The sequence below is a fragment of the Azonexus sp. genome (genome assembly GCF_030824335.1).
GTDB lineage: Bacteria > Pseudomonadota > Gammaproteobacteria > Burkholderiales > Rhodocyclaceae > Azonexus.
On sequence record NZ_JAVBXX010000019.1, the window covers coordinates 1 to 26644 of the forward strand.

General features: G+C 52.0%; 25 protein-coding genes and 2 tRNA genes. 24 read left to right on the plus strand and 3 right to left on the minus strand.

The features are described from left to right. Positions 1-180: 180 nt before the first annotated feature. Positions 181-257 (minus strand) — tRNA-Met (locus tag RCI20_RS12075). A 64-nt stretch (positions 258-321) separates the two neighbouring features. Then, complete coding sequence (locus RCI20_RS12080; protein WP_306605844.1) at positions 322-942, minus strand: AAA family ATPase; 621 nt, start codon at positions 940-942, stop codon at positions 322-324. 94 nt (positions 943-1036) lie between these two features. Here RCI20_RS12080 and RCI20_RS12085 point away from each other — a divergent pair, with 94 nt between their 5' ends. After that, positions 1037-1873, plus strand: coding sequence for an IclR family transcriptional regulator (locus RCI20_RS12085; RefSeq protein ID WP_306605846.1), 837 nt, complete (start codon positions 1037-1039; stop codon positions 1871-1873). Here RCI20_RS12085 and RCI20_RS12090 read toward each other — a convergent pair. Continuing rightward, a tRNA-Thr gene (locus tag RCI20_RS12090) sits at positions 1840-1913 on the minus strand. The genes RCI20_RS12085 and RCI20_RS12090 overlap by 34 nt on opposite strands. A 42-nt stretch (positions 1914-1955) precedes the next feature. On the opposite strand from RCI20_RS12090, the gene RCI20_RS12095 reads away from it, so the two are divergent. The 23 genes from RCI20_RS12095 (at position 1956) to RCI20_RS12205 (ending at position 26595) form a co-directional block, all read left to right on the plus strand. Then, entirely contained in the window at positions 1956-3722 is a 1767-nt protein-coding gene (locus RCI20_RS12095; RefSeq protein ID WP_306605848.1) for a diguanylate cyclase, read from the plus strand. 43 nt (positions 3723-3765) lie between these two features. Then, the gene (gene rfbF / locus RCI20_RS12100) at positions 3766-4536 is read left to right on the plus strand and encodes a glucose-1-phosphate cytidylyltransferase (protein WP_306605850.1); all 771 of its coding nucleotides are present in this window, start codon (positions 3766-3768) and stop codon (positions 4534-4536) included. Continuing rightward, positions 4536-5639 (plus strand): CDP-glucose 4,6-dehydratase, encoded by a 1104-nt coding sequence (rfbG, locus tag RCI20_RS12105; protein ID WP_306605853.1) that lies wholly within the window; start codon positions 4536-4538, stop codon positions 5637-5639. Before rfbF ends, rfbG begins: the two co-directional genes overlap by 1 nt. Before the next feature lie 188 nt (positions 5640-5827). Next, on the plus strand, positions 5828-7156 hold the full coding sequence (gene rfbH / locus RCI20_RS12110) for a lipopolysaccharide biosynthesis protein RfbH (RefSeq protein WP_306605855.1): 1329 nt from the start codon (positions 5828-5830) through the stop codon (positions 7154-7156). 11 nt (positions 7157-7167) lie between these two features. Further along, positions 7168-7737, plus strand: a complete 570-nt coding sequence (rfbC, locus tag RCI20_RS12115) for a dTDP-4-dehydrorhamnose 3,5-epimerase (protein ID WP_306605856.1) — start codon at positions 7168-7170, stop codon at positions 7735-7737. Further along, positions 7734-8612, plus strand: a complete 879-nt coding sequence (locus RCI20_RS12120) for an NAD(P)-dependent oxidoreductase (RefSeq protein ID WP_306605858.1) — start codon at positions 7734-7736, stop codon at positions 8610-8612. The genes rfbC and RCI20_RS12120 overlap by 4 nt, the downstream gene beginning before the upstream one ends. Positions 8613-8678: 66 nt before the next feature. Then, positions 8679-9842, plus strand: coding sequence for an FkbM family methyltransferase (locus tag RCI20_RS12125; RefSeq protein WP_306605860.1), 1164 nt, complete (start codon positions 8679-8681; stop codon positions 9840-9842). Between the two features lie 28 nt (positions 9843-9870). Continuing rightward, positions 9871-10914, plus strand: a complete 1044-nt coding sequence (locus RCI20_RS12130) for a radical SAM/SPASM domain-containing protein (RefSeq protein WP_306605862.1) — start codon at positions 9871-9873, stop codon at positions 10912-10914. A gap of 9 nt (positions 10915-10923) precedes the next feature. Continuing rightward, the gene (locus RCI20_RS12135; RefSeq protein ID WP_306605865.1) at positions 10924-11928 is read left to right on the plus strand and encodes a radical SAM/SPASM domain-containing protein; all 1005 of its coding nucleotides are present in this window, start codon (positions 10924-10926) and stop codon (positions 11926-11928) included. Between the two features lie 21 nt (positions 11929-11949). Further along, positions 11950-12999, plus strand: coding sequence for a radical SAM/SPASM domain-containing protein (locus RCI20_RS12140; RefSeq protein WP_306605867.1), 1050 nt, complete (start codon positions 11950-11952; stop codon positions 12997-12999). Between the two features lie 15 nt (positions 13000-13014). Further along, a complete protein-coding gene (locus RCI20_RS12145; protein ID WP_306605868.1) occupies positions 13015-13344 on the plus strand; it encodes an SPASM domain-containing protein in 330 nt (109 codons plus the stop codon). A 44-nt stretch (positions 13345-13388) separates the two neighbouring features. Next, on the plus strand, positions 13389-15083 hold the full coding sequence (locus RCI20_RS12150; protein ID WP_306605870.1) for a B12-binding domain-containing radical SAM protein: 1695 nt from the start codon (positions 13389-13391) through the stop codon (positions 15081-15083). 20 nt (positions 15084-15103) lie between these two features. Then, a complete protein-coding gene (locus RCI20_RS12155; RefSeq protein ID WP_306605872.1) occupies positions 15104-15652 on the plus strand; it encodes an NUDIX domain-containing protein in 549 nt (182 codons plus the stop codon). A 15-nt stretch (positions 15653-15667) separates the two neighbouring features. Beyond that, positions 15668-16981 (plus strand): glycosyltransferase family 4 protein, encoded by a 1314-nt coding sequence (locus tag RCI20_RS12160; RefSeq protein WP_306605874.1) that lies wholly within the window; start codon positions 15668-15670, stop codon positions 16979-16981. 42 nt (positions 16982-17023) lie between these two features. Beyond that, positions 17024-20734: a glycosyltransferase gene (locus RCI20_RS12165; protein WP_306605876.1), complete on the plus strand. Its 3711-nt coding sequence runs from the start codon at positions 17024-17026 to the stop codon at positions 20732-20734. Positions 20735-20866: 132 nt separating this feature from the next. Then, entirely contained in the window at positions 20867-21565 is a 699-nt protein-coding gene (locus RCI20_RS12170; protein WP_306605878.1) for a flagellin, read from the plus strand. Positions 21566-21641: 76 nt separating this feature from the next. Further along, a complete protein-coding gene (locus RCI20_RS12175; RefSeq protein WP_306605880.1) occupies positions 21642-22046 on the plus strand; it encodes a flagellar protein FlaG in 405 nt (134 codons plus the stop codon). Between the two features lie 21 nt (positions 22047-22067). Next, positions 22068-23423 carry a flagellar filament capping protein FliD gene (fliD, locus tag RCI20_RS12180; protein ID WP_306605882.1) on the plus strand — a complete coding sequence of 452 codons (1356 nt, stop codon included), beginning with the start codon at positions 22068-22070 and terminating at the stop codon, positions 23421-23423. 60 nt (positions 23424-23483) lie between these two features. After that, positions 23484-23885, plus strand: coding sequence for a flagellar export chaperone FliS (fliS, locus tag RCI20_RS12185; RefSeq protein WP_306605883.1), 402 nt, complete (start codon positions 23484-23486; stop codon positions 23883-23885). After that, a complete protein-coding gene (locus RCI20_RS12190; RefSeq protein WP_306605884.1) occupies positions 23878-24195 on the plus strand; it encodes a hypothetical protein in 318 nt (105 codons plus the stop codon). The genes fliS and RCI20_RS12190 overlap by 8 nt, the downstream gene beginning before the upstream one ends. Continuing rightward, a complete protein-coding gene (locus RCI20_RS12195; RefSeq protein ID WP_306605886.1) occupies positions 24192-25499 on the plus strand; it encodes a flagellar hook-length control protein FliK in 1308 nt (435 codons plus the stop codon). The genes RCI20_RS12190 and RCI20_RS12195 overlap by 4 nt, the downstream gene beginning before the upstream one ends. Next, positions 25477-25773 carry an EscU/YscU/HrcU family type III secretion system export apparatus switch protein gene (locus RCI20_RS12200; RefSeq protein ID WP_306605888.1) on the plus strand — a complete coding sequence of 99 codons (297 nt, stop codon included), beginning with the start codon at positions 25477-25479 and terminating at the stop codon, positions 25771-25773. Before RCI20_RS12195 ends, RCI20_RS12200 begins: the two co-directional genes overlap by 23 nt. A 24-nt stretch (positions 25774-25797) precedes the next feature. Continuing rightward, positions 25798-26595: a flagellar brake protein gene (locus RCI20_RS12205; protein ID WP_306605890.1), complete on the plus strand. Its 798-nt coding sequence runs from the start codon at positions 25798-25800 to the stop codon at positions 26593-26595. The last annotated feature ends 49 nt before the right edge of the window (positions 26596-26644 follow it).

Below are 26644 nucleotides of genomic sequence, written 5' to 3' on the forward strand. Positions count from 1 at the left end.
CCACACTTATCGGTTGTCCAAACTGTTAAAGAACATTTCCCGCCGCGCCGTTTCGTTTCTTGCGATTCGTCTGCAGCAGAGAAGCGAGATTATGTAACACTTACTCACTTCCGTCAAGCTATTTTGAAAAAATTTTTTAAACCATTTTCAAAACATTCGACGCTGCAACCTTAAAAGCGCTGGTTGCGGAGGCAGGATTTGAACCTGCGACCTTCGGGTTATGAGCCCGACGAGCTGCCAGACTGCTCCACCCCGCGTCCGTCGAAGGGGCGCATTATCCACATCACCACCCATGCTGTCAAGCACTACTTCTAAAACTTACTACTTGGCTTCCAACCACTCAATCAATGAAGACCACTGAGCGACATCGCGACGATGCTTGGCGCGCGGCGGATCAAATACCGTCGCACCGGCTGCGGCAACGTTCACATAATTCTGTGTATTGCGCAGATAGGCAACGATAGGAATATCAAAGTGACGCAAAAACTCTTCAAGCATCACAGCCGCCCGCGTTCTCGGATCAACCCGCATAGCCACTATGCCAACCTTCGCGCGCGATCCACTGAATTCGGTACGGATCGAGTTAAGAAAGTCCTCCGTTGCTGCCATGTCAAAGATGGAGGGCACTACTGGCACAACCACTTTATCAACCGCTCGAATGTAATCAGTCAGTTTATAGCCTTGCAAACCAGCAGGCGCATCAACAACCACCCAATCAGCCTCTCTTGGCAGATTGAGTGCGATTTGATTTCCACCGTAATAGCCAGTTACTGCCGGCAGCGCAGCGTCGCGAAAAGCCATCCAGCGGAGTGCCGATTGTTGACGATCCAAATCACACAAGGTCGTCCTATTACCCTGATTGGCAAAATGCCCTGACAAATTGGTCGCCAACGTCGTCTTGCCAGCACCACCTTTCGGGTTTGCTACGAGAACAGCCCTCATACATCTCCCCCTATATTTAATATCCAATTATATTGCTGCACGCAAAGGTGTCATAGATGCATAGAATGAGCATTTTCCCTCCCTCTACCTCATCATGACCACTAAAATCGCCAATGAACGGCAAGGCATACAGTCCATTGAGGTTGGTTTTCGCTTGCTAGACGTATTGGCAAAACACACACGCCCAATGATGCTGCGCGACATTGCCAAAGGGGCCAACATGGCTCCCGCCAAAGCGCACCGCTACCTTGTGAGTTTCATGCGCATAGGAATCGTAGAGCAGGATCCTGGAACGGGCCGCTATGACTTGGGGGCCTACGCTCTGGAGCTAGGGCTAGCCGGCTTTGGACGACTTGATCCAGTAAGGCTCGCCGGCCCTGTACTCGACAATCTCTGCGAACAGATACATGAGACAGTCGCTCTCGCCGTTTGGGGAACGTATGGGGCAACAATTGTTCGAATCGTCGACGCAGGAAACCCCATCACAATCACATTACGCCCCGGTGCCGTTCTATCACTCAGCCGCTCAGCGACCGGCCGCGCATTTGCGGCTTTTTATCGCTCACCGCACCTGAAGAAATTGATTGATCTGGAATTGCGCGAACAAGCCGAAACAACTCAAACAGCTATCACCACATGCAGACGGCAGCTAGAAAAAACGCTAACCGAAATTCGTTTGCACGGGTTATCGCGCGCCAGTGGCAGTCTTACCCCTGGCATCAATGGATTCAGCGCACCAATCTACGATCACACAAACAGGATGGTTGCCGCCATCACATCGCTGGGCTCCGTCGGCGAATTCGATGTGGACTGGGAGAGTGAAACTGCCAAAGCCATGCTGAAGGCTGCTAACGACTTGTCTCACCGATTAGGCTACGGCAACATGCCAGAAGACACTGGTGCCCCCGAACGGAATCGAACCGCTACCTGATGATTACAAATCAACTGCACGACCTTCATGCTACGGGGGCAACATCAGGGGCCGCATTATATATGATCAAGAAGATTTCTACATGACCAACCCAACGAATCCCTTCGAAATCGCTCGCGATGCGCTCAAGCAGCTAGCTGCGCGCAGGGTCGCACCAACTCCCGACAACTATCAAACGGCTTATCACGAAATCGCCGGCACCAAGCCGACCACAAAAGACTTTCCGGAACGCCATCTCCGCTCACTCGCCGCGGCACTTCCCAAAGGCTCCCCAGACCAGATGCGTCTGGCGCGGCAACTTGATGAGGCGGTAAAAACAGGTGACTGGGACGCCTATCAAACACACCTCAGCACTTTTATTGCAGGGCTTGCCGAATCCCAAAAACTATCTTGGGGAGAATTGATTGCTGATGTATTACGGCAATCTGAAGCCAAACACACGGGACTCACTTCGGCCCGAAAACGAGAGTCTCTGGAACATGTGTTATCCGCCAGCGGGAGCAATCCAGACAATCTTTATACTCGACTGCAAGGCCTGCTTCGCTCATGGGGGCAAGGCCGAGAACAGGAGATCAATCCTGTGGTCAACGGTGGGGATGCAGAAAAAACAGCCCCCTCCACGGCGCCACCAAATAATGATGCGCCAGGGCTCCTGCACGAACTGCGCGAACTATTCGCCTTTACGCTGGAAACCGCGATCGCCACCCAATTGATCGAAAGCCCACAATTGGCAGCAGACGCAAAGCAGCTAGCCAATGACATTCGTCAAGCCCGTAAAACAGACGAATTGCAATCCTTCCTTACTCGCCTGAAGCGCTTCGCCTTCAAACTCGAACTGTTGGCAGAGGATCAAGGAGAATTACGCAAAAGCTTGCTGGGCCTTTTGCGCTTGCTGGTCGAAAACATCGATGAACTGGTGATCGATGATCGATGGCTGCACGGACAAATCGAAGTGGTGCGCGAAATTATCGAAAAGCCACTTTCACAACGGACTGTCGATGACGCGGAACGCCGCCTCAAGGAAGTGCTCTTCAAGCAATGCCAACTAAAAGCGAGCCTTCTCGAAACTCGCGAGGCAATCAAGCAGATGCTCGCTGGCTTCGTCGATCACTTGGCCGACTTTGCTGATGCAACCTCCGATTACCACGACAAAATTGAAGATTTCGCCGAAAAAATCAGCTCCGCCAACGATATTTCGGAATTGGAGACCGTGCTCGGCGAAGTCATGCGGGAAACGCGAAATATTCAGATCAACGCACAACGTTCACGCGACGAATTGCTTGTGACCCAGCAAAAGGTCAAGGAAACCGAAGCACGTGTCAGCGAACTGGAAAAAGAACTGGAAAAAACCAGCGACTTGGTGCGTCACGATCAATTAACCGGGGTACTTAACCGACATGGTCTCGAGGACATGTTCACAAAAGAGGCTGCCCGCGCTTTGCGTCATGAAACAGCACTGTGCGTTGCGCTTCTTGACATCGACAATTTCAAGAAACTCAATGACTCGCTTGGACACGATGCAGGCGACCATGCACTGGTTCATCTCGCCAGCGTCTGCCGGGAGACGTTACGCCCGCAAGATACAATCGCACGTTACGGCGGAGAAGAATTCATCATTCTATTGCCCGACACACACCTGGAAGAGGCAACGCTCGCTCTGACACGCCTGCAGCGCGAACTGACCAAAAAATTCTTTTTGCACGAAAACGACAAAGTACTCATTACATTCAGCGCAGGTGTGACACAAATGCGTCGGGAAGACGACCAAAACAGCGTTATAAAACGCGCCGACGAAGCAATGTACAAGGCGAAACAAACAGGGAAAAATCGCGTCACCCAAGCCCCCTGAACAGGTGCGCCTACCCGAAAACGTGGAATGAAAGCATTAGCACATGAAAGCAGTAATTCTCGCCGGCGGACTCGGCACCCGAATCAGTGAAGAATCACACCTCAAGCCCAAGCCGATGATCGAGGTCGGCGGCATGCCGATCCTATGGCACATCCTGAAAATCTATTCGCACCATGGCATCAACGACTTCATCATCTGCCTCGGCTATAAAGGCTACGTGATCAAGGAGTTTTTCGCGAACTACTTTCTGCATACGTCTGATGTCACCTTTGATCTCAGCAAAAACAGCATGGAAGTCCACGAACAACATGCCGAACCCTGGCGGATCACGCTGATCGACACGGGCGAAAACACCCAGACTGGCGGACGACTCAAAAGAGTACGCAATTACCTCGCCGACGACGATGCCTTCTGCTTCACCTACGGCGATGGGGTCAGCGATATTGATATCGGCAAAAGCATCGAATTCCACCGCCAGCACGGTCTATTGGCAACGGTCACAGCAGCGACTCCACCAGGGCGCTTCGGCACACTGGAAATCTCCGGCTCGCTGGTCACCAAGTTTCACGAAAAGCCGCTCGGCAGTGACGGCGTCATCAATGCCGGTTTTTTTGTCCTTTCACCGAAAGTCATCGATCTGATCGACAACGACCAATCACTTTGGGAAGCCGGCCCGCTGGAAACGCTGTCCAAGCAAAAAGAGCTTGCTGTCTGGCAACACCGAGGATTCTGGCAGCCGATGGACACCCTGCGCGACAAAACCTTGCTGGAACAACTCTGGCTCTCCGGCAACGCCCCCTGGAAAAAATGGTGATGGCACACGACTTCTGGCGCGGCAAGCGTGTACTCATTACCGGCCACACCGGATTCAAAGGCAGCTGGCTTACGTTGTGGCTAAAACGACTGGGCGCAGAAATAACCGGCATGGCATTGCCACCGAACACCCAGCCCAACTTGTTTGAACTGGCTCGAATCTCCGAAGGTATCGCCAGCCATTTTTGCGATATTCGCGAGGTCGACCGCACAAATCAGATCATTCGTGCCGTACGCCCCGAAGTCGTCCTGCATCTTGCCGCGCAACCTTTAGTACGTGCCAGCTATCGCGATCCGATTGCCACCTATGCAAGCAATGTCATGGGCACGGCGCACGTACTTGATGCCCTGCGCGACCTGGACTCAGTGCGCGTGGCAGTCATGGTGACCACTGACAAGGTTTACCAAAACATGGAACACCCCTACCCCTATCGTGAAAACGATGTGTTAGGTGGTCACGATCCTTACAGTGCCAGCAAGGCGGCGAGTGAAATCGTAATTGCCAGCTACCGCGATGCTTTTTTGCGCGAACAGGGCGTCGCCGTAGCTTCGGCTCGGGCGGGCAATGTAATTGGCGGCGGCGACTGGTCGGCCGATCGTCTAATTCCCGATGCAATCCATGCCTGGCAAACCGAGCAGGTACTGGACATTCGCCGCCCCTTGTCCATTCGCCCCTGGCAACATGTACTGGAACCCCTAGCCGGCTATCTGGCTTTGGCAGAAAAACTCTGGCAGCAGCCCGAATTGGCTGGCGCCTACAACTTCGGCCCGTCGCCTCATGCAGCCGCCACGGTGCAAGAAGTCATCGAACTTGCCCGCGCGTTCTACGGTCAAGGCGCGGTGCACTACGGCGATGGCTCAAGCGGGCCGCATGAAGCCGGCTGGCTGGCGCTGGAAACAGCGAAAGTGCAGACAATACTGAACCTCAAACCCCAATGGCCACTCACCGAAACAGTGCGTCGCACAATGGACTGGTATCGCGCACAAGCTGCCGGCACCGATGCACAGGCTTTATGTGCAGCGGAAATTGCAGCGTATGAGGCTTCGGCAAGCTGCGCCGATCCAACCCTCAGTCAAGCGCCCCAAAAGACAAAATTCGGTTAACCTAAGCCCCCCCAAAAAACCGAACACACCAGTAATGAGCACCATCGCCCGGCTGCGGAGAAAAAAGTACGCAGACGAGGCGTTGCCATGAACACCTTGCTCGCAAGGCGTGGAGAGCCGCTTGCCAAGCCATAAAGTTTGGCTCCCCCCCGCCGATATTCAATCCACGCCTCTATAACAAATATTCCATGACACACCCCATGCCAACACCGGACATTGAACGTCAGCGCATACTGGACCATGTACGCCGCTACGCCGATGCAAAACTGGCGCACACCGCCTTCACGCCAGGCCAAACCAGCGTTCCCGTATCCGGAAAAGTTCTGGGGGGAGAAGAAATCGTCAATCTGGTCGATGCCGCACTCGACGCCTGGCTAACCACCGGCCGCTTCAATGACGCTTTTGAGAAGAAGCTGGCAAGCTTTCTTGGGGTCAACCACGTTTTAACCTGCAATTCCGGCTCCAGTGCCAATCTACTGGCCATTTCCGCGCTGACCTCACCGCTGCTCGGCGAACGCGCCCTCAAACCGGGCGACGAAGTCATCACCGCCGCCGCCGGCTTCCCGACCACGGTCAACCCCATTTTGCAGAACAATCTGGTTCCGGTCTTCGTCGATTCGGAAATCGGCACCTACAACCCGTCGACCGCAGCAATCGAAGCCGCGATCTCACCACGCACGCGGGCCATCATGCTCGCTCACACGTTGGGCAACCCGTTCGATGCCGCAGCCCTGCGCGAGTTGGCCGATCGCCATGGTCTATGGCTGATCGAAGACTGCTGCGACGCCCTCGGTTCAACACTTAACAATCGCAAAGTTGGTACCTTCGGCCACATCGGCACACTGTCCTTCTACCCGGCCCATCACATCACGATGGGCGAAGGCGGTGCCGTTTTTACGGTCGACCCGCAATTGAAGCGAATTATCGAATCCTTCCGCGACTGGGGCCGCGACTGTTGGTGCAAGCCTGGCTGCGATAACACCTGCGGCAAACGCTACGATTGGCAACTCGGTGCACTGCCTGCCGGCTACGACCACAAGTACGTCTATTCGCATCTCGGCTACAACCTGAAAATCACCGACATGCAAGCCGCGGTTGGCTTGGCACAACTCGACCGCATCGACGACTTCATCGCCGCGCGCAAACGCAATTTCGCCGAATTGCACAGTCAACTGGCCGATTTGACCGATTTCCTGATCCTCCCAGAAGCCACGCCAGGCAGCGCCCCCTCCTGGTTTGGCTTCCCGATCACGCTACGCGACGACGCGCCGTTCGACCGAGTTACCCTGCTGCGCTACCTCGACCAGCACAAGATCGATACCCGCTTGCTGTTTGCCGGCAACCTGACGCGCCAGCCTTACATGCTAGGGAAGACTTACCGTACCGCCGGCCCGTTAAATAATGCCGACCGGATCATGCATAACACCTTCTGGCTCGGCGTTTGGCCGGGCCTTGGAGAGGCCGAACTAAAGCATGTTGCCCACTGCCTAAGTGAATTCTGTCGGCCAGCGTTTTAAAACGTACAAGCATGAAACAGCCTATCTTTCAGCGCATCGAAACCAACATCGCTGGATGCTTCGAGTTGTGCCCGCACATCCACCACGATGAACGTGGGCAACTAGTCAAAATCTTTCAACAAGAAGCCTTCGAGGCAGAAGGACTGTGCACCAATTTTACAGAAGACTTCTATTCCGTTTCCCTAGAAAACGTCATTCGTGGTCTGCATTTCCAGACACCGCCTAAAGCACATGTAAAGCTGGTTTATTGTATTAATGGCTTGATTCAAGATGTCGTTGTAGACCTTCGCACCGGCTCGCCGACCTTTGGCAAACACACCATCGTTCATCTATCCGCAGAGAAAGGAAACGTACTTTATATTCCAGCAGGACTAGCCCATGGCTTTTGCACACTCAGCCAGGCAGCCACAGTCGTCTATAAAACGTCATCCTCGTACTCACCTGCACACGACAGCGGAATTCTCTGGAACTCTGCTGACATCCCTTGGGCAACAAGCAACCCGGTGTTGTCAGCTCGTGACCTTTCCCACCCACCGCTGAGTACGTTCAGTAGTCCTTTTGTATTTGATCAAACCAATTGAAAGTACTAATTACCGGAATCACGGGATTCGTAGGCTCCCACTTGGCCATCCACCTGAACAGTCTGGGATATGAAGTAGCAGGTCTGTCTCGTCCAGGTTCATCACCACCAGAATTCCTCTCAAAAACAAAGCTTTGGTCAGCCAGCGAAGACGGAGAAGGATTCCGGGAGGCACTAACACGCTTCCGCCCTGACGTAGTCGTACATTTGGCGGCACTCTACATCCCGGAGCACCGCGCCGAAGATATTGCTCCTCTAATGCGGGCCAATATCCAATATGGCACCTACCTACTGGAAGCGATGCAAGAAGCCGGTTGCAATGCCATGGTCTTTGCTGGCACCTCCTGGCAACATTATCACGACGCCTCCTACTGCCCGGCCAATCTCTATGCAGCAACAAAACAGGCATTTTCATGCCTTGCTGACTATTACCGGGATGCCCATGGACTCCGTTTGCTGGAACTCCATCTCTACGATTGCTACGGCCCTAGCGATCCTCGCAAAAAACTCATTCACCATTTACAGAACTCAGCCAGGAGTGGGCTCCCTCTCCCTATGTCCAATGGCGAACAGCGCATCCATCTGTTACATATCGATGACCTGACCCGCGGACTGAGCCAGGCTTGTGGCCATGTACTTAATTTTTCCCCCGCTCACCGCGCCCTCTACCGCCTACCTTCACCTGAAGCTATTTCCCTCCGGGAACTCGTCACACAGTTCAACGAGGCCAACCCCGGACAGCCCGCTCAAATTGTTTGGGGCAAGCTTCCTTACCGCAAGCGGGAGATTTTCTCCCCTTGGGAAGAAGGGGAGGTTCTGCCTGGCTGGGCCCCCCACATCACATTGGCCAAAGGTTTGCGCAATATTTGCCGATAAAGGAGAAATCCCGGCCGATGATGCCTTCTACCCCAATACTTAAATATGAGCCCATCCATGTCCGACATGAACAAATTAGACCAACTGCTCAGCAAGTTCGAGCAAGGAACACTCGAAAATGATGCGGGAAAACTGAGCACGCTGGGAGAGAGCCCCCTCTACCTTTACGGGGCCGGGAACATGGGAAAACGCTTGTACCGCCAGTTGTCAGCAAACGGTATTTCGATCAACGGATTCATTGACAGAAACCCTGCGGCGCAGCCCGAAGGCATCGCCATCCCCACGTTCACACCAGACTCGCCTGAACTGGAAGCCGCCAAGACATCGGGCATAATAATCCTGTCAGGCCTGTTCCCACTCAAGGTTTGCCAGAGTATCAAGGCCACATTGTCCACCCTAGGATTTCAGCACATCCATGCGCTACACGAGATCAACTTTAGCCGCATCAATGGTGGCAGCATCCGGCAAATACTCTTTGACGACAATTACAACAAACTGGATGTTCTGGGAGAAGATCGCCCAAAAATCGAACAAGCCTACAAACTGCTGGCCGAAGAAAGTGACCGAGAACTGTTCCTGCAACTGCTCAAGGCACATCTCACCATGGACTTCACCCGACTCGATGAACCACATGACATTTGTCTGCAGTATCTGGCCCACGATATCTCGGAGCACAAGGATTACACCCGCTTCGTAGATTGCGGCGGTTACGATGGCGATACCTTTCGACAACTCGCCGATCAAGTCGAGCAAATCGATACCCTGGCTGCTTTTGAACCCCAGGTAGCAATGTATCGAAAATACGCCGAAAGCATAGCTACCCACCCCAAGCCACCCCGGCAAACATTTCTCTTTCCTTGCGGCGTACATTCGGAAACGACTCAATTGCGCTTCGCCTCTAACGACGATGCCCAATCCGCAGCTCGAGTCAGCACCGAAGGCGATCAAATCATCCAGTGCGTCGCCATCGATGAAGCCCTGCAAGGCTTTCGGCCGACTTTCATCAAAATGGATATCGAAGGCGCCGAAATCGACGCCTTGCACGGTGCACGAAAAACCATCGAATCCATTGGCCCCGGACTGGCTATCTGCGTTTACCACCGTTTTTCCGATCTATGGGAAATCCCCTGCCTGATCAGCAGCATGCGCTCCGATTACCGTTACCACCTACGCAACTACAACTATCTTGGTCTGGAAACGGTCTTATATGCACTGCGCTCCCCCGACTGAGCAAAAACAAGCCAGGAGAAAATCGAATATGCCCCCCGACATCAAAATAAAAGCTGAAATCAAGGCCAACGTAGACAATAAGAGAACCCGTCTAGCCGACGTCGTTCCCCTTGCCCATCCTTTCACGGTCTACATTGAGACAACCCGGTACTGCAACCTCAAGTGCTTTTATTGCCTCATTTCCACCCAAGGGCAGCCAGATGGCGCCATGGACAAACTTGGACTCAAGGTCCAACACATGGACATGACGTGGTTCCCCAAGCTCGTCGAAAATCTGAAGCAGCTACCTCAAGGTATCAAGCGGGTCGTCTTCTCCGGACTAGGAGAGCCGTTGATGAATCCCAACCTACCCCAGATGATTCGACAAGTAGCTGATGCCGGTATCGCAGATCGTATTGAAGTTATTACCAACGGGCTGCTGCTTACGCGCAAGAAAGCCGACGAATTGATCAGTTCTGGCCTCACCAACATCAATATTTCCATTCAGGGAACAGATTCGGCTCAATATTTGGAAACTTGCGCCAAGGAAATCGACTTCCCTGGTTTCCTCGAAAACCTGACTTATCTTTTCGAGAACCGTGGCGACATCAAGATCTACATCAAGGCAATTGACGCCACGCTCAAATCGAAAGCAGACGAAGAAAAATTCTTTGCTCTGTTCGGCAACATCGCCGACCGTATTTTCATTGAACATCTGGTGGTGATGCAGCAGCAGATGGATGACCTAAAAGACGTGGTCGACCCTAGCAAAACCTTCTACAACGAAGAGCTTGATCTTGATCGAAAAGTCTGCGGTCAGTCCTTCTACTTCCTGCAAATCGGCTGCAATTTCGACACATTCCCCTGCCCGGTTCCCGGACTGCCCCTGACGCTTTCCATGGGCAACATGAAAGAACAAAGCCTGCTCGACATCTGGAAGGGCCCCAAGCGCAAACAGTTGCTCATCACCATGCTGAAACTGGAAAAAGACACTATCCCAGAATGCAATGGCTGCACCTGTTTCAACGCCATCAATGACCCGCTGGAAAACCTCGACGCCGATGCAGCCCGGCTGCTCCCACGCTTTCTCTAAAGGATTCCCATGGTTTCCAAAATTGAGCCGATCTACGGCACACAGCGCACCCAACTGGCGACAGCCGTTCCGTTGCAAACGCCATACAGCATCTATGTTTTCCCGAGCACCTACTGCAACTTCAAGTGCGTTTACTGTGCCCATATGTTTTCCCCTGAAGTCATCAAGGAAAAATACGGTCTTGAACGACAACACATGCCGATGGAAACCTTCCAGAAGGTCATCGCGCAGATGGCAGAGTTTCCACAGCGTTTCCGCCTGCTCTCCCTAACCGGCCAAGGCGAGCCGCTGATGAACAAGAATATCCCGGAAATGGTCAGTATCGCCAAGGCGGCCAATGTCGCTGAGCGGATTGAGATCATCAGCAACGGGCGATTGCTCTCCCGCAAGATGGCCGATGGTCTGATCGAGGCAGGATTGGACACCCTGCGCATTTCACTGCAGGGCCTGACAACCCAGAAGTACAAGGAAATTGGCGGTGTCAATGTCGAATTCGATGAGATTTACGAAAATATCCGCTACTTCCATGAGAACAGCAAGGGAACCGAACTGTTCGTCAAAATCATGGATGTCTCCCTCGATCCAGGAGAAGAAGCGCAGTTCTACGACAAGTTCAAGGACTGTTCTGACCGCATGTACGTTGAACGCATGCTCCCTGCCTACGCCGGCGTAGAAATCACCCAAGGCATGAAAACAAACTATGACCGCTACGGGCGGACGATTGAGCATCGCAAGGCCTGCCCACTGGCCTTCTACATGCTGGGCGTCTTTCCCGAAGGCGATGTCGAACCCTGCGACACCATCTACAAACCCATCGTGCTGGGTAATATTCACAAAGAGCGGCTTCTGGACATGTGGCAAGGCGAAAAACTGCGGGAATTCTGGAAGGAACACCTGCGCGGCAATCGTGATGGCAACCCGAAATGCGCCAACTGCAACGCCCCCGACGACGTTTCGCACCCGGAAGACATTCTTGATCAAGATGCCGAAATACTGTTGCACCGCCTTTCATAAACACGAAAAGGAAGAAATCGCGTGAAAGCCCGGCTCATCGACAATCAAACGCCCATCGGCACTCGTTCCCGCCTAGCACAGGAACTACCGTTGCGTACGCCGTATTTATTACAGGTCTTCCCTGTCTATGCGTGCAACTTCAAATGCAACTATTGCGTCCTGAGCCTGCCCAACGCCCAAAGGGGCTATATATCGGAGCAAAAATTTCTCGACTTCGACCTTTACCGTAAAAGCATTGACGAGCTGAGTCATTTCCCAGACAAACTGAAAATGCTGCGTTTTGCCGGTACGGGTGAACCTCTGCTACACCCGCAGATCGCCGAGATGGTGGCTTATGCAAAAGCAGCGCAAATAGCAGATTCCTTGGACATCGTAACCAATGGCGCGCTGCTAACGCAGCAGTTGGCAGAAAAACTGGTGGATGCAGGGGTAGACCGCATTCGCGTTTCCATCCAAGGCGTCACCGCCGAGCAGTACGGCAAGACAACCGGTGTTTATTCAGACATTGACAAAATAATCGCCAACCTGACGCATCTGTATCAAATTCGGGGGCGGACGCAACTATGCGTCAAGATCATCGACTCTGTACTCACTTCCGACACTGACGAAAAGGAGTTCTACCGCCTCTTTGGAGACATTGCGGACGTGATCGCGATAGAACATCTGCTACCCGCCACGCCACTGATCGATTACACCCGCGTTGCTGGCAAGGCCACAATGCACAAAACGCAGAATGGCGCGGACGTGAGCGATGCTGAAGTCTGCCCGCAACCGTTCTACATGATGCAACTCAACCCGGACGGCATGGTCGCGCCATGTTGCGGCATGGAATCACCGACGGTGACTGGAAATACAGCAGAGCAGTCTTTGACCGACATATGGGCCGGCAGCAAACTCAACGCATTCCGCCGCATGTTCCTGCTCGGCCAGCGTAGCAACAACCGCGTCTGCGCGTCCTGTCAGCAATTTCGCCACGCCATGTTCCCGGAAGACGTACTGGATGCGGATGCAGAACGGCTACAGCAGTGCTATCGACCAGATGCTACCGCGACTCCGGAAGTCAAGCCCTAAGAAAAGGATATCTTCATGGCTGCAATTGATATTTCCAACGCACCAGCTTCCGGTAAATGCCCCCCCATCATCGCCCCCCGGATTTGCACCCAACCCTTTTTCCTCGCGCAACTCCATCCCGACGAAAAAATAGAACCCTGCTGTGCGATGGAGCCCCTGCCATTTGTTCGGCATATCGCCAGTCAATCGTTGGCTGAAATCTGGAACGGTGACGAGTTGCGAAAATTCCGCAACCTTCAACCCAAAGGAGAAGGGGGATGCATCCTTCCTGGGCTCAGTGCCAACTATACAAATACAACACGTTTCCAGAAGATGTTCTCGACAATGACCGCGAGAAACTGCTGAAAATTTTCCCTGCATGAATGCCCTTTGACGAAATGAGAACTGCCATGTCCGCATCCTCTGATCACTCTCACGATCACTACCACTCGAAAGCTTTTCCGGTAAAGGTGGCTGCGGCATCCGCACAAACGGAAAAACCCGTCGAAAAAGACACGTCCATAACACGTCGGCTCCTGTTCGTCATCCCACCCACGCACTCGAGCATCGACGCCATCGCACAGAACCTGGCCCAATACAAAGAAATCCCCTACGGCTTGCTCGCCATTGCCGCCTACGTAAGTGCACATGCTCGCTTCAACGTTGAGTTCAGAGTTCTGGACATGAATCTCTACGGAGAACCCGCGCCGCAATTAGTCGAGCAGGCATTACTTGGCTTCGAACCCGACATCATCGGCGTTTCCGGTCTATTCACATCGATGTTCACCCAGTGCAGAGATGTATCGGCCATCATCAAATCGCTACGCCCAAACACACTGTTGGTGATCGGCGGCAATGTCTCGACCAACTGCCGTAAAGAACTCTTCCAATACAATCCCCACTTCGATGCCGCCTGCCATTCGGAAGGTGAGATTCCAATGCTTGATCTCGTCAACGCCGACGATCCACAGGCACTGCTGTCCACCCACCAAGCATGGGTAACGCGAGAAAAGCAAGCAAATGGCTACATCCCGCAGGCCGTATACATCGAAAATCTGGATGATATTCCACCGTTGGATTTCGGCTTGCTCGATCTGGAGCTTTACGACACCCGGTGCCGCAACAACAACCCCTTTCACAACGATGGGCGCGGCGGAACTCGCCTGCCCTTCATTACCAGCCGTGGCTGTCCTTTCAAATGTGTATTCTGTGCTGCGGGATCGCTCTCTGGTACATCGATGCGATACATGAGCACCACACGTTTTCTGGCAGATGTACAACTGGCGGTAGAAAAATTCGGCATGACAAAGATCGTCATTAACGATGATCAGGCGCTGCTTCGTAAAGACCGCATGAAGGAGATACTAGCGGGACTATCCGGCATGAACCTGGTTTTGGAGTTTCCCAGTGGATTAAACGTGAAGTTCATCGACGAGGAACTCGCCCGTCTGTTCAAGTCCGCCGGACTCGAGATTGCCAACCTAGCCATCGAATCAGGTTCAGAGCGGGTTCTCAAGGACATCATTGTCAAACCGATGAAGGTCAAGGATGTCGGCCCGGCTGTAAATATGATTCGTGAGGCCGGTCTGCTGGTACATGGTTTCTTCATCTTTGGTTTCATCGGCGAAACGGAAGAAGACCGTCAGATGACCATCACCATGATCAAGGAGGCCGGCATTGACTGGGCTAACTGCTACACCGCAGCCCCCATTCGCGGCAGTCGGCTTTACGAAATCTGTGTTGAAAAAGGCTTGATCAAGGACGACAGTGACATTCTGAGCACCAACATTTATCAATCAGGAATTCAGACTTCCGACTTAACCCCTGATGAATTATCTCGCTATGTTTACCGAGTCAATCTTGATGTAAATTTTGTCAACAATCACCGCCTGCTCGTCGGAGATTACGACATTGCGATTGGATATTTCGAAAATGTCGTAAACAATCACCCAAGTCACGCGTTTGCTCATTACTCCTTGGCGCAGGCTCTGGAGCGAAAAGAAGGCCAGACGAAAAAAGTGATTGATCATCAACACCAATTTAAGGCGCTCATCTCTTCGGACCCAGCCTGGGCGGCATGGGCCAAGGAATTCAACCTTCAGTGACCAGACCTTTCGCTAGCTCAATGACGACAATCGCTACAACGCAAACAAATCAAGAAATTCTGAAGGCCATCTGCCTTATTGATAAAACGATCACCTCCCCCGCCCAAGGACTTCCTGAAGAACTCTTTCTTTGCGTCAGCCGCCTTACCCCATTAGTAAATGTCGACCTGCTAATTCGTAACCAGCAAGGAAAAATACTTTTAACGTGGCGGGACGATGAAATATTTGGCCAAGGCTGGCACATCCCGGGCGGTTGCCTGCGGCTCGGAGAAAGCTTTGGCGAGCGGATATTAGCTGTTTCGGAAAATGAACTGGGCGCACAAGCCGTCTTCGCACCGACACCGCTGGCGATTTATGAAACGGTAGATAACACCCGGCCATCGCGAACCCACCATATCTCGCTATTGTTCGAATGCAAATTGATCGGACCGCCAGACCAGAAGCGGGAATATGTAAAGGCCAGTCCGCAAGCAGGCGCTTGGGCTTGGCATTCCGTTTGTCCCACCAAGCTGTTGCAACCTGCTTATCGTTCCTGGTTTCAGGAAACTTCCCTGCTTGTTAGAGAGTAATAAAAAGCTGAAACCATGGCAGCAATTCATGTTCTGCACGTCACGGCACACCTCGGTGGTGGTGTCGGAAAAGTTTTATCCCGACTGGTGGAACAATCGGCACGGTCGCAAGACGGGATCCAACACACAATTGCCACGCTGGAAGCACCGGAAAAATCGCAATTCGCTGACCATGTTGAAACACATGGTGGAAAACTGGTTATCCGCCCAACATTTGATGAACTTAACCGGCTTGCAGCGAGCGCAGATATTGTTCAGCTGGAATGGTGGCATCACCCGGCAATGGCCGCATGGATGTGCTCGGGCAACCTGCCGCCCATGCGACTGATTATCTGGAGCCATGTATCCGGTCTACACCCACCGCAGATTCTCCCAGACTTTGTTCGCGCCCCCCATCGCTTCCTATTTACCTCGCCCTGTTCACTGGAACACTCTGCGCTTTCTCAACTGGAACCCGACATCAGGCAGCGAATAGGTGTGGTTTTCAGTTCCGGCGGCTTTGATGACCTGCCCAATCCTGCACGCCATCCAATACACAAACAGCTACGAGCCGGCTATGTGGGAACGTTGAATTTCGCAAAACTACACCCGCAATTGATGGATTACCTTGCCGCTGTTGATTTACCAGAATTCCGACTATCAATGGTTGGCGACCCAACTACCGGAAAAGAACTAGAGGCACAAGCCAAGCACCTTGGTATGGACGACCGGATCGAATTATGCGGTTACCGCACCAACATCGCCGAAACCTTGGCGGGATTCGACGTTTTTGTCTACCTGCTCAACCCGCTGCATTACGGAACGACGGAAAACGCATTATTGGAAGCCATGGCTATGGGCGTAGTTCCCATCGTGATGGACAACCCAGCAGAACGCCAATTGGTAAGGGATGGGGAGACCGGATTACGGATCACCAGTCCGCAGCATTTTGCTGATGCTTTACGATGGCTTGTGGATAACCCTGAGCACTACCTGCGACTGGCAAAAAATGCTGCAGCCGAAGTGCGTCATCGTTTCTCTGTGGATAGGACTTGCAACGGCCTTGATACCCACTACACCACTGTCGTCGATGAAGAGAAGAAATCTTTTGATTTCTGCAGTATTTTTGGACAAGGACCTGCAGACTGGTTCCGTTCATGCCAAGGTGAGCAAATATGGCGCTTTCCAGATAGATTGACAGATATTCCTGCCTGCATCCTTGAAGGACCACATTATCTCTATGAATTGACCAAGGGATCGGTATTCCATTATCACCGGGCATTTCCTGATGATCCGCGTCTCGCGGCATGGTCAAGAAACCTCAACCAGCGTCGCACTCAGTCGAACTAGTAGTCCGCTTAATACAAACTCAATTAGGGCACGAAACGCACCATGAACAACACAATAAGCCTAGGCAAGAATGGCTTTTTTCAGCGGACTCACCATCCATATTACATCGTTGCACCAGCCTTCCGGCAAACTTCTGCCGGGATAAGAGCGCTTCACTATCTTTGCCACATACTGAACGAATCAGGATACGAAGCTTATGTCACCGCGCCGCCAGAGCAGACTAGCCCATACCTGAGAACACCCATGATTACTCCAGAAATTATGCGACAGCATGATGCCTCAGGGGTTGTACCAATCGGCATATACCCCGAGGTAGCTTCTGGTAATCCGTTGAATCTTCCTGTCGTTGCCCGTTGGGCACTGAACAAACCAGGACACTTGGGGGGGGACAGTCACTATCCAGAAACTGACCTTGTTTTCCACTACCGCGGGGTGATTCTTGATGGCATTTCGTCGGATAGGCTGGATATGCCATTGGTTGATCGACGAATATTCCATAAAGGGGAAATACAGCAAGAACGCAAGGGATTCTGTTACTACGCAGGAAAATACCTTCATTTCCAGCACAAAATCAGTTCAGAGGTCTTATCAAACCCCAATGGAACCAGCTTGGCAATCAATATACCGAGAACGCACCAAGAAATAGCTGACATCCTGCGTGCTTCTGAAGTTTTTTACACTTATGAACCATCCACGATTATTTACGAGGCGCTTGCCTGTGGATGCGCTGTTGCCTACATCGAAAACCCTTATCTTGACCAATTCATTGATCATTTAGACAGCGCGGAAATTATTATTCCAAGAATAAATGAATCAGAAATTGGAAGTAAATACATACCAAAGATCGATGAGGCAGAAATTGAAAAATTTCTCTCTGAAACAGAATTTAATGCCAAAGTTGACATCGAGAATTTAATTCAAAAAACCCAGGCAAAAGCTTGCGATTACGCCGAACAAACTATCGCAAAGAGCAATCCCCTCCTCTCGCACCAAGCAACAAAAAACAAAGAACTAGCAAGCACTTACACCAAAGAAAAAAACAATAAGAATCAAGTACAAGCCCACCGCTCCTGGCTCGCCCAACGCGAGAATATTTTACAAAAATATACGGCAAAGGTTTCTGAAACCAGTCACCCACCTCATTTTCACATCATCAGTCGGCTCCGCTTTTCAGAAATGGGGTCTTTTGCCAACACCTTGGACAGCCTTGCTGCTCAAACTTACTCAGACTGGGTGCTTGATGTTTTCAGCGAAATCCCTGTACCGGAAGGACTAGACGACATTCCCTGTATTCATTGGCACCCCCTTGGCCAAGACGAAGCTTCCAAAGAGAAGATCGCCCAACGAATCGAAGAAGCGCGCTGTGACTGGATCATCGAAATTCCTGCCGGAATAAAATTCGACCCGCTCTATTTATGGCGCATTGCTAATTCAGCATCGGAACACCCGAACACCAAAGCATTTTTCGTTGATGACGATTGCTACAGCGACGATGACAGCCACACTGCACCTCGCTTCAAGCCCGGCTGCAACCCCTCTGCCCTGCTGAGTTCCGATCTGGCGGGCGTACTATGCGTTCGCCGGGAGGATTGGCTGGCATTACCGGGGAACAATGAGTACGCAAACAGCAACTTTGCACTCCTGCTCGGAATTTCCAGCCAATTCGGCTGGAATAGTATCAAGCACATTCCAGACATCTTGCTGAGCTATCCCGACACCTTCAGCCCGAACTTCGCTGACTGCAAAATGCAGCTTCATGCTCATTTCCAACAGATGGGCGTCGACGTTGAGGTTTTATATACCGGAAAACAAAGTTGGTGCATCCGGCCCCCACTACCGCTCGAACCAAGGGTAACGATTAGCATCATCTCGGAAGGCAACTATGAATTACTGAGTCGCTGCCTTGAAAGCATTATTGCATTGACGCAGTATAAAAACTTCGAAATTCTTATCAGCTTGAAGTCGGACGACGCAATACCTGACATTATTCAGCTTCTACGTGAGCAAGAAGACAAATCCAGGATATCTATACAGCCCCTCATCAACTCTGTTGATAATACATACGCAAAACGCTGTAATTTTGCGGTCGACCGCATAAATAGCGAATTTATTGTATTCCTCCGGGAGGAGGCACAAGTCATACAGGAAACCTGGCTGGGCGAACTGGTTCGCACCGCTACCGAAGATAAGGTCGCGGCAGTCATGCCGCGACTGCTAAGACCAGGCTCTGCGCAAATAGAGAACATCGGCTACGTTCTTGGCATGAACTCAACTCGCGGCGTTCCGTACCAAGGAGTCGCCACTGTTAAAGACGAAGGCTATCTGGATTACATCCAGCTGCCGCGTGATATCAGCCTATTACCCCATGCCTGCTATCTGATAAAAAAACAAAGCTACTTGCGCGTTGGTGGTATGGATGCATCAAACTTTCCGGATCATTGGGCTGATGCAGATCTCAGCATGCGCTTGCGTGAAAATGGCGATCGACTTATTTGCCAGCCCCTAGCCAATCTGGTTTCTGAAAACACCGATAAATATAATTTACCCAAAACTGTCGATGAAATTGCGCTCAGCGCGCTGAACAAAAATAATCAGGAAAATTCATTTATTCAGCGCTGGTGGCCAAATGCTGCGGCCGACCCGTTCTGGAACTCCAATTTATCCCTCATTGAAACACATCCGACACCTGAAGCCAGATACCTTGCAGACTGGCAGATCATTCCACAAAACTTGCCACGGATACTGGCCAGACCCCTCATAAATGGCCAGGGCTATTTCCGGATCACCGCTCCTTTAACTGCGCTGCAGCAAACCGGGAGGGTACAGGCTTGCGTCTGGAATCAATTGGATGGGGAAATTGTTTCCACGCCAAGTGAGATCATCCGTCTGGCACCCGACAGCCTGATCCTCCAACACTACATGACCGACGAGCGCCTCGAGTCACTTGCTCGACTACATTCAGCACCAGGCCGACCTTTCACTGTTTATGCAATGGATGACCTGTTGGACGGATTGGCCGAGACCAACCCGTTTCGGCCAAGAGTCCCACCGAATCCCAAAGCCCGTCTCAAATTTTCTTTTGCCCACTGCGATCGACTCGTCGTCTCGACCGAATTTCTCGCCGAAACCTACCAACACTTGATTCGTGACATCAGAGTGGTACCAAATCGTCTGGCACAGGCCGCTTGGCTACCATTACAGAGCACCAAACGAGCAGGCACGAAACCAAGGATTGGCTGGGCCGGCGGCGTGACTCATCAAGATGACCTGCTGTTACTTAAGGAAATTATCGAAAAAACACGCGATGAAGCCGACTGGGTATTCATGGGCATGTGTCCTAATGAAATCCGCCCGCTACTCAGCGAGTTCCATGAGCTCGTCAATATGGTCGACTACCCGGCCTATCTGGCCTCATTGAATCTCGATATTGCGGTCGCACCACTGGCAGAAATCCCGTTCAATCGCGGCAAGAGCAATCTACGATTACTCGAATACGGCATCCTCGGTATCCCGGTCGTATGCACCGATATAGATCCCTACCGGAACAGCCCGGCTTGCTGTGTCCCCAACTCGCCACAAGCTTGGATAGATGCGCTGCGGGAGCGTATCCATGATGCCGACGCCAGAGAGGCCGAAGGATTGACCATGCGGCGCTGGGTCTGCGACCACTATTTGCTTGAAGATCACCTTGATGAATGGCTAAACGCACATCTTCCCCCTGGGTACTCAAATATCAAATCATCCACCACTTAAATTTTTTCTAAAGAATTCGCTGACACGGTCGATAAAGAACTTGTCAGCGAAGAAATCGCCGTACAAACGGGAAGGCAGAAACCGATCAGGCAGTAGGCCAACCCTAGGTACCCACTAACCAGGAGATGCAAAATGTCACAAATCAACACAAACACCTATTCGCTCAACGCCCAACGCAACTTGGCAAAGAACTCTCAGGGTCTGGCTTCCGCGATGGAGCGTCTGTCTTCCGGTTTGCGCGTTAATTCAGCGAAGGATGACGCGTCCGGCTTGGCGGTAGGTATGCAAAAAGAATCTGCCTCGCGCACTACTGCCGTCGGAATTCGTGAGGCTCAAGACAAGATTTCCAATGCGCAAATTGCTGATGGCGCCATGAGTGTTGTGGGTGATATCGTCCTGCGGATTGGCGAATTGAAGGATTTGCAGACTGCAGCTACCGCCGTTGGTGCATCAAGCACTGAATATCAACAAGAAATTGATAAGCTGGTAGTAACCGGCAACGACATTCAAACCAAGGCTCAAGCTGCGGCTGGCTCGGGTTCCTTTACCAGCGTGACTCTCGCATCAGGTACAGCGACCTCCACCATGTTGACGAGCGTATCAAACGTGCGCGCCACGCTGGGTGCCGAGATGAACAATCAGGAATACAACATCCAGTCCAAGCGCGTGATGTACGAAAATCAGCAAGCCGCCCGCAGCCGGATCATGGACGCTGACTTCGCCGAAGAAACCTCGCGCCTGTCGCGCTTCCAGGTACTCCAGCAAGCCGGTACCGCGATGGTTGCTCAGGCGAACGCCGTTCCGCAAAACGTGCTGTCGCTGCTGCGTTAATCCTTAACGCTTTCGCCTTCCGGATAAGGTGCGGTAGCTTCAAAGGCACCGCACCTTTGTCGTTTAGGAGTAGAAAATGAACATCGAATCAATCACTGCCGGAAGTGTGCCCCAGCGCTCAGCAACGACCGACAGTTCCCAACAAGCCGCGCGTCAGGCTGCCGTGCAGGCGAAGTCGCCAATCGCTGGCGACTCTGCCACAGCAGTTGCCTCCAATCGGCAAACGCAGACCGATAACGAAAAACGCCAGGATATCAACCGTGACGACGTCGACAATGCGATCAAGAAAATCGCTGAATTCGTCGCCCCCAACCAGTCGGATATCAACTTTTCCGTCGATGAATCTTCAGGAATTCGCGTGGTCAAGATCATTGACCGCAATTCGAGTGAAGTGATTCGGCAAATGCCGTCGGAAGAAGCCGTCGCCTTGGCGAGGGCACTCGATAAACTGCAAGGCTTGTTAATCAAAGACAAGGCTTGATAAAGCTCAGGAGATAACATCATGGCAAACATCAGCTCTCTCGGAATTGGTACCGGCGTCGATTTACAAAAGATGCTGACTACCATCATGGCCGCGGAACGGGCGCCGCTTACCGCCATTGAAAACAAAATCTCCTCGGCCAACACCAAAATCTCTGCTTATGGGACGATTAGTTCAAGGTTGGATACCTTGGGAACAGCGGCAAATACTCTGAGCTCCCCGTCGCAGATGTCTGCGGTGAGTGCAAGCTCAAGTGACGCCAACATTCTTGGCGCCAGCGCATCGTTCACTGCCGCGATTGGCTCGTATTCAATGGAGGTCACGCAGCTAGCCAGCGCGCAAAAAAGCTTCTCCAATACCTATGCATCTGGAACAACGTTTGGTGCTGGCGAGTTGACCTTCAGTGTTGGCAATAATCCTGCCACGAACAAGACCGTTCAGATTGCGGCAGATTCAAATCTCACGCAGGTTAGTTCCAGTATCAATAGTGCCAAGATTGGTGTAACTGCGACAGTCGTCACCTCTGATGACGGTAGTCAGCGGATGATTCTGACCGGCGAGAAAAGCGGCAAGGACAATGTCTTTTCGATCACCTCGTCCACTGCAACACCAACGAGCGGCTCATCTTTAACCGCGTTTGATACGACAACGCCCGGGCTGATTGGTAGCACTGCTCAGGATGCCAAAATGAAAATTGACGGCATTGAAGTCTCTTCAAGCACAAATACTTTCAGCTCGGTAATTGCCGGCTTGACACTCACCGCAAAAAAGACGGGCACCGTAGACATCACCACGAAAAATGATGCCGAGAAAATCAAAACATCGGTTCAGGCATTTGTAGACGCTTTCAACGGGGTAAGCACGAGCATCAAGAGTAACAGCGGCTATGACAGCGTGACAAAAACCGGGCAAGCACTGACTGGCGACAGCACAGTTCGCACGGTATTGAGCATGCTGAATAGTGCCCGAACCAACACGCCATCCAGCCTATCCGGCGCAACGCTCAAAAGCCTCAGCGAGATCGGTATAACCATCCAGCAAAATGGCCAGCTCAAACTCGACAGTACCAAGCTGGAAACAGCGATCAACAATTCTCCAAATGACGTAACCAATCTATTGAAGGCCTATGGAGAGTCCTTCAGCAACACCGTGAATTCATTACAATCCACAGACGGAATGGTCAGCAACAGAATCAACGGACTGAAAAGTTCAGTGACTCGTTTTACAGACAATAAGGAAGCCGTCGAAAATCGACTTTCCTTGATCGAGAAACGCTACCGTGCCCAGTTCACCGCACTCGACAAATACGTCAACACGATGCAGACTACGAGCGGCTATCTCGGGCAACAACTCGCCCAGTTGACATCATCCTCCTAAACCCACTACTAATACTTGGCGGCCCCGCCAAGTCCAAACTGACTAATTATCGAAAGAACCATGTTCACCAATCCTATTGCCGCTTACCAACAAGTAGACCTAGAGTCAGAAGTACGCGGAGCGGATCCCCATCGGCTGATCATTCTACTTTTCGATGGCGCTGAATCTGCTTTGCAACAGGCGCTCTTCTGTATTGAAACCAACGATATCAAAGGTCGATCGGGCGCGCTTACTAAAGCGATTGATATTATCTTGACCGGTTTGTCGGCCAGCCTGAATGACGAGAAAGGTGGAGAGTTGGCACAAAACCTGAAGTCCTTATATGACTATATGGCCTCACGGTTGATCCACGCCAACATTCACCAGGATCCGGCCGCAATCAAGGAAGTGCAGAAGTTGCTCGGCGAAATTTCGGGTGCCTGGCGCGAAATGGGGCAAACGCTACGTCAATCCGGTGGATAACTCGTTAATCGCCCGCACTTCGGAACAATTCAAAAACGAAGCAAGCAACCTGCTCAGCAGTTTGGATGCTTTGTTGGGAATGTTGCGAGAGGGGCGCTGGGACGAAATCGGCGACATTGAAAGCCAATTATTACCAGCACTAAAGGCAGTAGGTAGCCCTGTAAAACTGACGCAAGCAACAATCAGCCGCAGGGAACTGGAGCAACTCATCCAAAAACTGGAGCGAGCGATTGAGGAATGCAATATCCGCAAAGCGCAAATAGCTCCTCTGATTAACGCGCTCTCAGTCAACCAACAGAAGCAATCATGATCCCGGCTGACGTTGCCAATACGTTGCGCACCCAGTTGCCCAATGCGTCCGGTGCGACACAATCTCAGCAGACCCAACCCGTTCCCCCTGCTCAACGGATTGCTGATGTACTCAGCAACCTTGTGCCTGGGCAGCGGGTTTTCGCCGATATCCAGAGCATGTTGCCGAACGGCACGTATCGAGCCGTTATTGCCCAGCGCGACATCACCCTGGCCCTACCCTTTTCAGCCAAGGCTGGTGACAGCCTAGAACTGGAAGTAGTCGAGTCAGATGGTAAGCTCAGTCTAGCCGTAGTGGCAGACAGGGCTCCGCAGGAAGGCCGCTCAGGGCAAACGGCCTCAGTAAACACATCACTGACCTCTGCCGGCAAGTTGATCGGCGACCTGATGCAGGAAATTGATGGTCAGGGCAAGCGTGCGCCGGCCGCGCCACTCAATGGTAATCAAGCGCTGGTGGCCAGCATGCCGAAAGATGGGGTACAACTGGCGCCGATACTCAAACAGGCACTGACGCAGAGCGGGATGTTTTACGAAGCCCACCAGGCACGCTGGGTCAGGGGGCAATTGCCGACGGAGCAATTGCGCCAAGAACCACAAGGGAAAACTCTGGTTACCGCCCAAGGTGTTCCAACACCATTCGGTCTCCCTGCCACACAAACGGCATCGCTCCCTGAAGCTTCGCCAATACTCGATCGGACAAATGCTCATCAACCCCCTGCACAACCGAGCAATCAGCCAGTAGATCAAGCCAGCACACACACCAATAATCCACAAGGTTCCACCGCGGCAAACTCAGCCGCCCCCCCTTCGCCAAACACGCCAGGGACACCAACTGGCTTGTCCATCGCAGCCGCAGCAGAGGGTTCGCCGCAATCAGTGCGCGTAGAGTCCCCCGTTCCTACAACTACAACTGCCACTAGCATCCCACCCGACCTCGCTCCACTCGTACAACAACAACTTGATGGCTTAGCCAATCAAAACTTTGCTTGGCAAGGACAAATTTGGCCAGGTCAGAAAATGTGGTGGGAAATCGGAGAAAACCCTGAAGATCGTAATCGGGTCGGAGAGGATGCCACCGCCAAATGGCATACCCGCCTTAAACTGACACTCCCGCTACTCGGTGGAATTGATGCCCGAATACATCTGCAATCAGACGGAGAATTAGGTATACGCATATTCTCGAATTCAAACGAAGGAGAAACTCTTATGCGCGAAAAAATTCCTACACTGCACAAACAACTAGAAGCAGCAGGCTTGAGTGTTCGGCAAATATTGATCGACCATGAGCCAGCAATCGAAGGCTGATTCTGCACGCGAAGCGATTGCTTTAGCCTATCGCCAAACAGATGCTGCACCGCGCGTTGTTGCTAAAGGCAAGGGGTTTGTTGCCGAGCAAATTATCGCGAAAGCCAAAGAACACGGCGTTTACGTCCATGAGTCACCGGAACTGGTTGCCCTCCTGACACAAGTGGATATTGACGAACATATCCCCCCGCAGTTATACATGGCCGTCGCGGAACTGCTGGCTTGGCTCTATCGAATTGAACAGGGCGAAGATTCAGAACCTCCCAAGTCGTGACACCCCACCGCCTGACTGCGCTACATGCATCCCTCAAACCAAGAAAAATCTGTTCCTCTTTTTGAAATCGATCAACCGGAAGCACACAAACAGTGCATCCTCAATAACTCACGCGAGATTCTTGGTCATCTTCGCACGCTTCAAAAGAAACATAGTTTTGTCACGCTCTATCTTGATACAGGCCGAGAGTTTTTTCTCAGCACCATACTTGCGGTCGACGAAGAAAATCGACGTATTTTGTTCGATGCCCCCAGACTGCATGAACAAATCCAGCATGCGCTGTCTGCCCAACAGATCACCCTATCAACGATCGTTAACCGCATCAAAATTCAATGCCGGCTTAGTCCTTTTGAACTAATAACCATCGACGACCACCCGATATTGTCCTGCAAACTCCCTGAACAAATGCTGCGTTTGCAGCGACGTGATTTTTTCCGTATTGAAACACCCCGCCACCCTCCCGTACGCTGCAAGCTGGCCAAATTCGACACAGAGGCACACTCAAGGACTTTTGATTTCCCCCTCCACGACATCAGCGGTGGTGGCATGTGCCTGACAGGGAAAATTGAGTATGCAGAGCAATTTGTCTTAGGTGAATTATTCGCTGACTGCCGCTTGGAGATTCCAGGCGAAAGCGTTACTTCAGTTAACCTGCGAGTGAAAGAGGTTTCCAGAATTGAAACCTCAGATGGAGAGCCTCTACTCCGTTTGGGCTGTGAATTTGTCAATCTACCCGGCACGCGGCTAGCGCTGATCGAACGCTACATTACCCGACTGGAACGAGAGCGCAAGACAAAAGACGGCAAATCTGATCAAAGCTAACCTCAAAACAGAACAACCTTGGCAACACTTTTTGCCGCCGTTAAAATCC

What these genes read in the sequence shown, in the direction of transcription:
- RCI20_RS12145 (WP_306605868.1), top strand. Translation starts at nt 13,015, where the DNA reads ATGGCTGCAATTGATATTTCCAACGCACCAGCTTCCGGTAAATGCCCC.
- RCI20_RS12165 (WP_306605876.1), top strand. Translation starts at nt 17,024, where the DNA reads ATGAACAACACAATAAGCCTAGGCAAGAATGGCTTTTTTCAGCGGACT.
- RCI20_RS12195 (WP_306605886.1), top strand. Translation starts at nt 24,192, where the DNA reads ATGATCCCGGCTGACGTTGCCAATACGTTGCGCACCCAGTTGCCCAAT.
- RCI20_RS12205 (WP_306605890.1), top strand. Translation starts at nt 25,798, where the DNA reads ATGCATCCCTCAAACCAAGAAAAATCTGTTCCTCTTTTTGAAATCGAT.
- RCI20_RS12160 (WP_306605874.1), top strand. Translation starts at nt 15,668, where the DNA reads ATGGCAGCAATTCATGTTCTGCACGTCACGGCACACCTCGGTGGTGGT.
- rfbG (WP_306605853.1), top strand. Translation starts at nt 4,536, where the DNA reads ATGGCACACGACTTCTGGCGCGGCAAGCGTGTACTCATTACCGGCCAC.
- RCI20_RS12155 (WP_306605872.1), top strand. Translation starts at nt 15,104, where the DNA reads ATGACGACAATCGCTACAACGCAAACAAATCAAGAAATTCTGAAGGCC.
- RCI20_RS12095 (WP_306605848.1), top strand. Translation starts at nt 1,956, where the DNA reads ATGACCAACCCAACGAATCCCTTCGAAATCGCTCGCGATGCGCTCAAG.
- rfbF (WP_306605850.1), top strand. Translation starts at nt 3,766, where the DNA reads ATGAAAGCAGTAATTCTCGCCGGCGGACTCGGCACCCGAATCAGTGAA.
- RCI20_RS12130 (WP_306605862.1), top strand. Translation starts at nt 9,871, where the DNA reads ATGCCCCCCGACATCAAAATAAAAGCTGAAATCAAGGCCAACGTAGAC.
- RCI20_RS12080 (WP_306605844.1), bottom strand. Translation starts at nt 942, where the DNA reads ATGAGGGCTGTTCTCGTAGCAAACCCGAAAGGTGGTGCTGGCAAGACG.
- fliD (WP_306605882.1), top strand. Translation starts at nt 22,068, where the DNA reads ATGGCAAACATCAGCTCTCTCGGAATTGGTACCGGCGTCGATTTACAA.
- RCI20_RS12085 (WP_306605846.1), top strand. Translation starts at nt 1,037, where the DNA reads ATGACCACTAAAATCGCCAATGAACGGCAAGGCATACAGTCCATTGAG.
- fliS (WP_306605883.1), top strand. Translation starts at nt 23,484, where the DNA reads ATGTTCACCAATCCTATTGCCGCTTACCAACAAGTAGACCTAGAGTCA.
- RCI20_RS12135 (WP_306605865.1), top strand. Translation starts at nt 10,924, where the DNA reads ATGGTTTCCAAAATTGAGCCGATCTACGGCACACAGCGCACCCAACTG.
- RCI20_RS12150 (WP_306605870.1), top strand. Translation starts at nt 13,389, where the DNA reads ATGTCCGCATCCTCTGATCACTCTCACGATCACTACCACTCGAAAGCT.
- RCI20_RS12175 (WP_306605880.1), top strand. Translation starts at nt 21,642, where the DNA reads ATGAACATCGAATCAATCACTGCCGGAAGTGTGCCCCAGCGCTCAGCA.
- RCI20_RS12200 (WP_306605888.1), top strand. Translation starts at nt 25,477, where the DNA reads ATGAGCCAGCAATCGAAGGCTGATTCTGCACGCGAAGCGATTGCTTTA.
- RCI20_RS12125 (WP_306605860.1), top strand. Translation starts at nt 8,679, where the DNA reads ATGAACAAATTAGACCAACTGCTCAGCAAGTTCGAGCAAGGAACACTC.
- RCI20_RS12170 (WP_306605878.1), top strand. Translation starts at nt 20,867, where the DNA reads ATGTCACAAATCAACACAAACACCTATTCGCTCAACGCCCAACGCAAC.
- rfbC (WP_306605856.1), top strand. Translation starts at nt 7,168, where the DNA reads ATGAAACAGCCTATCTTTCAGCGCATCGAAACCAACATCGCTGGATGC.
- rfbH (WP_306605855.1), top strand. Translation starts at nt 5,828, where the DNA reads ATGACACACCCCATGCCAACACCGGACATTGAACGTCAGCGCATACTG.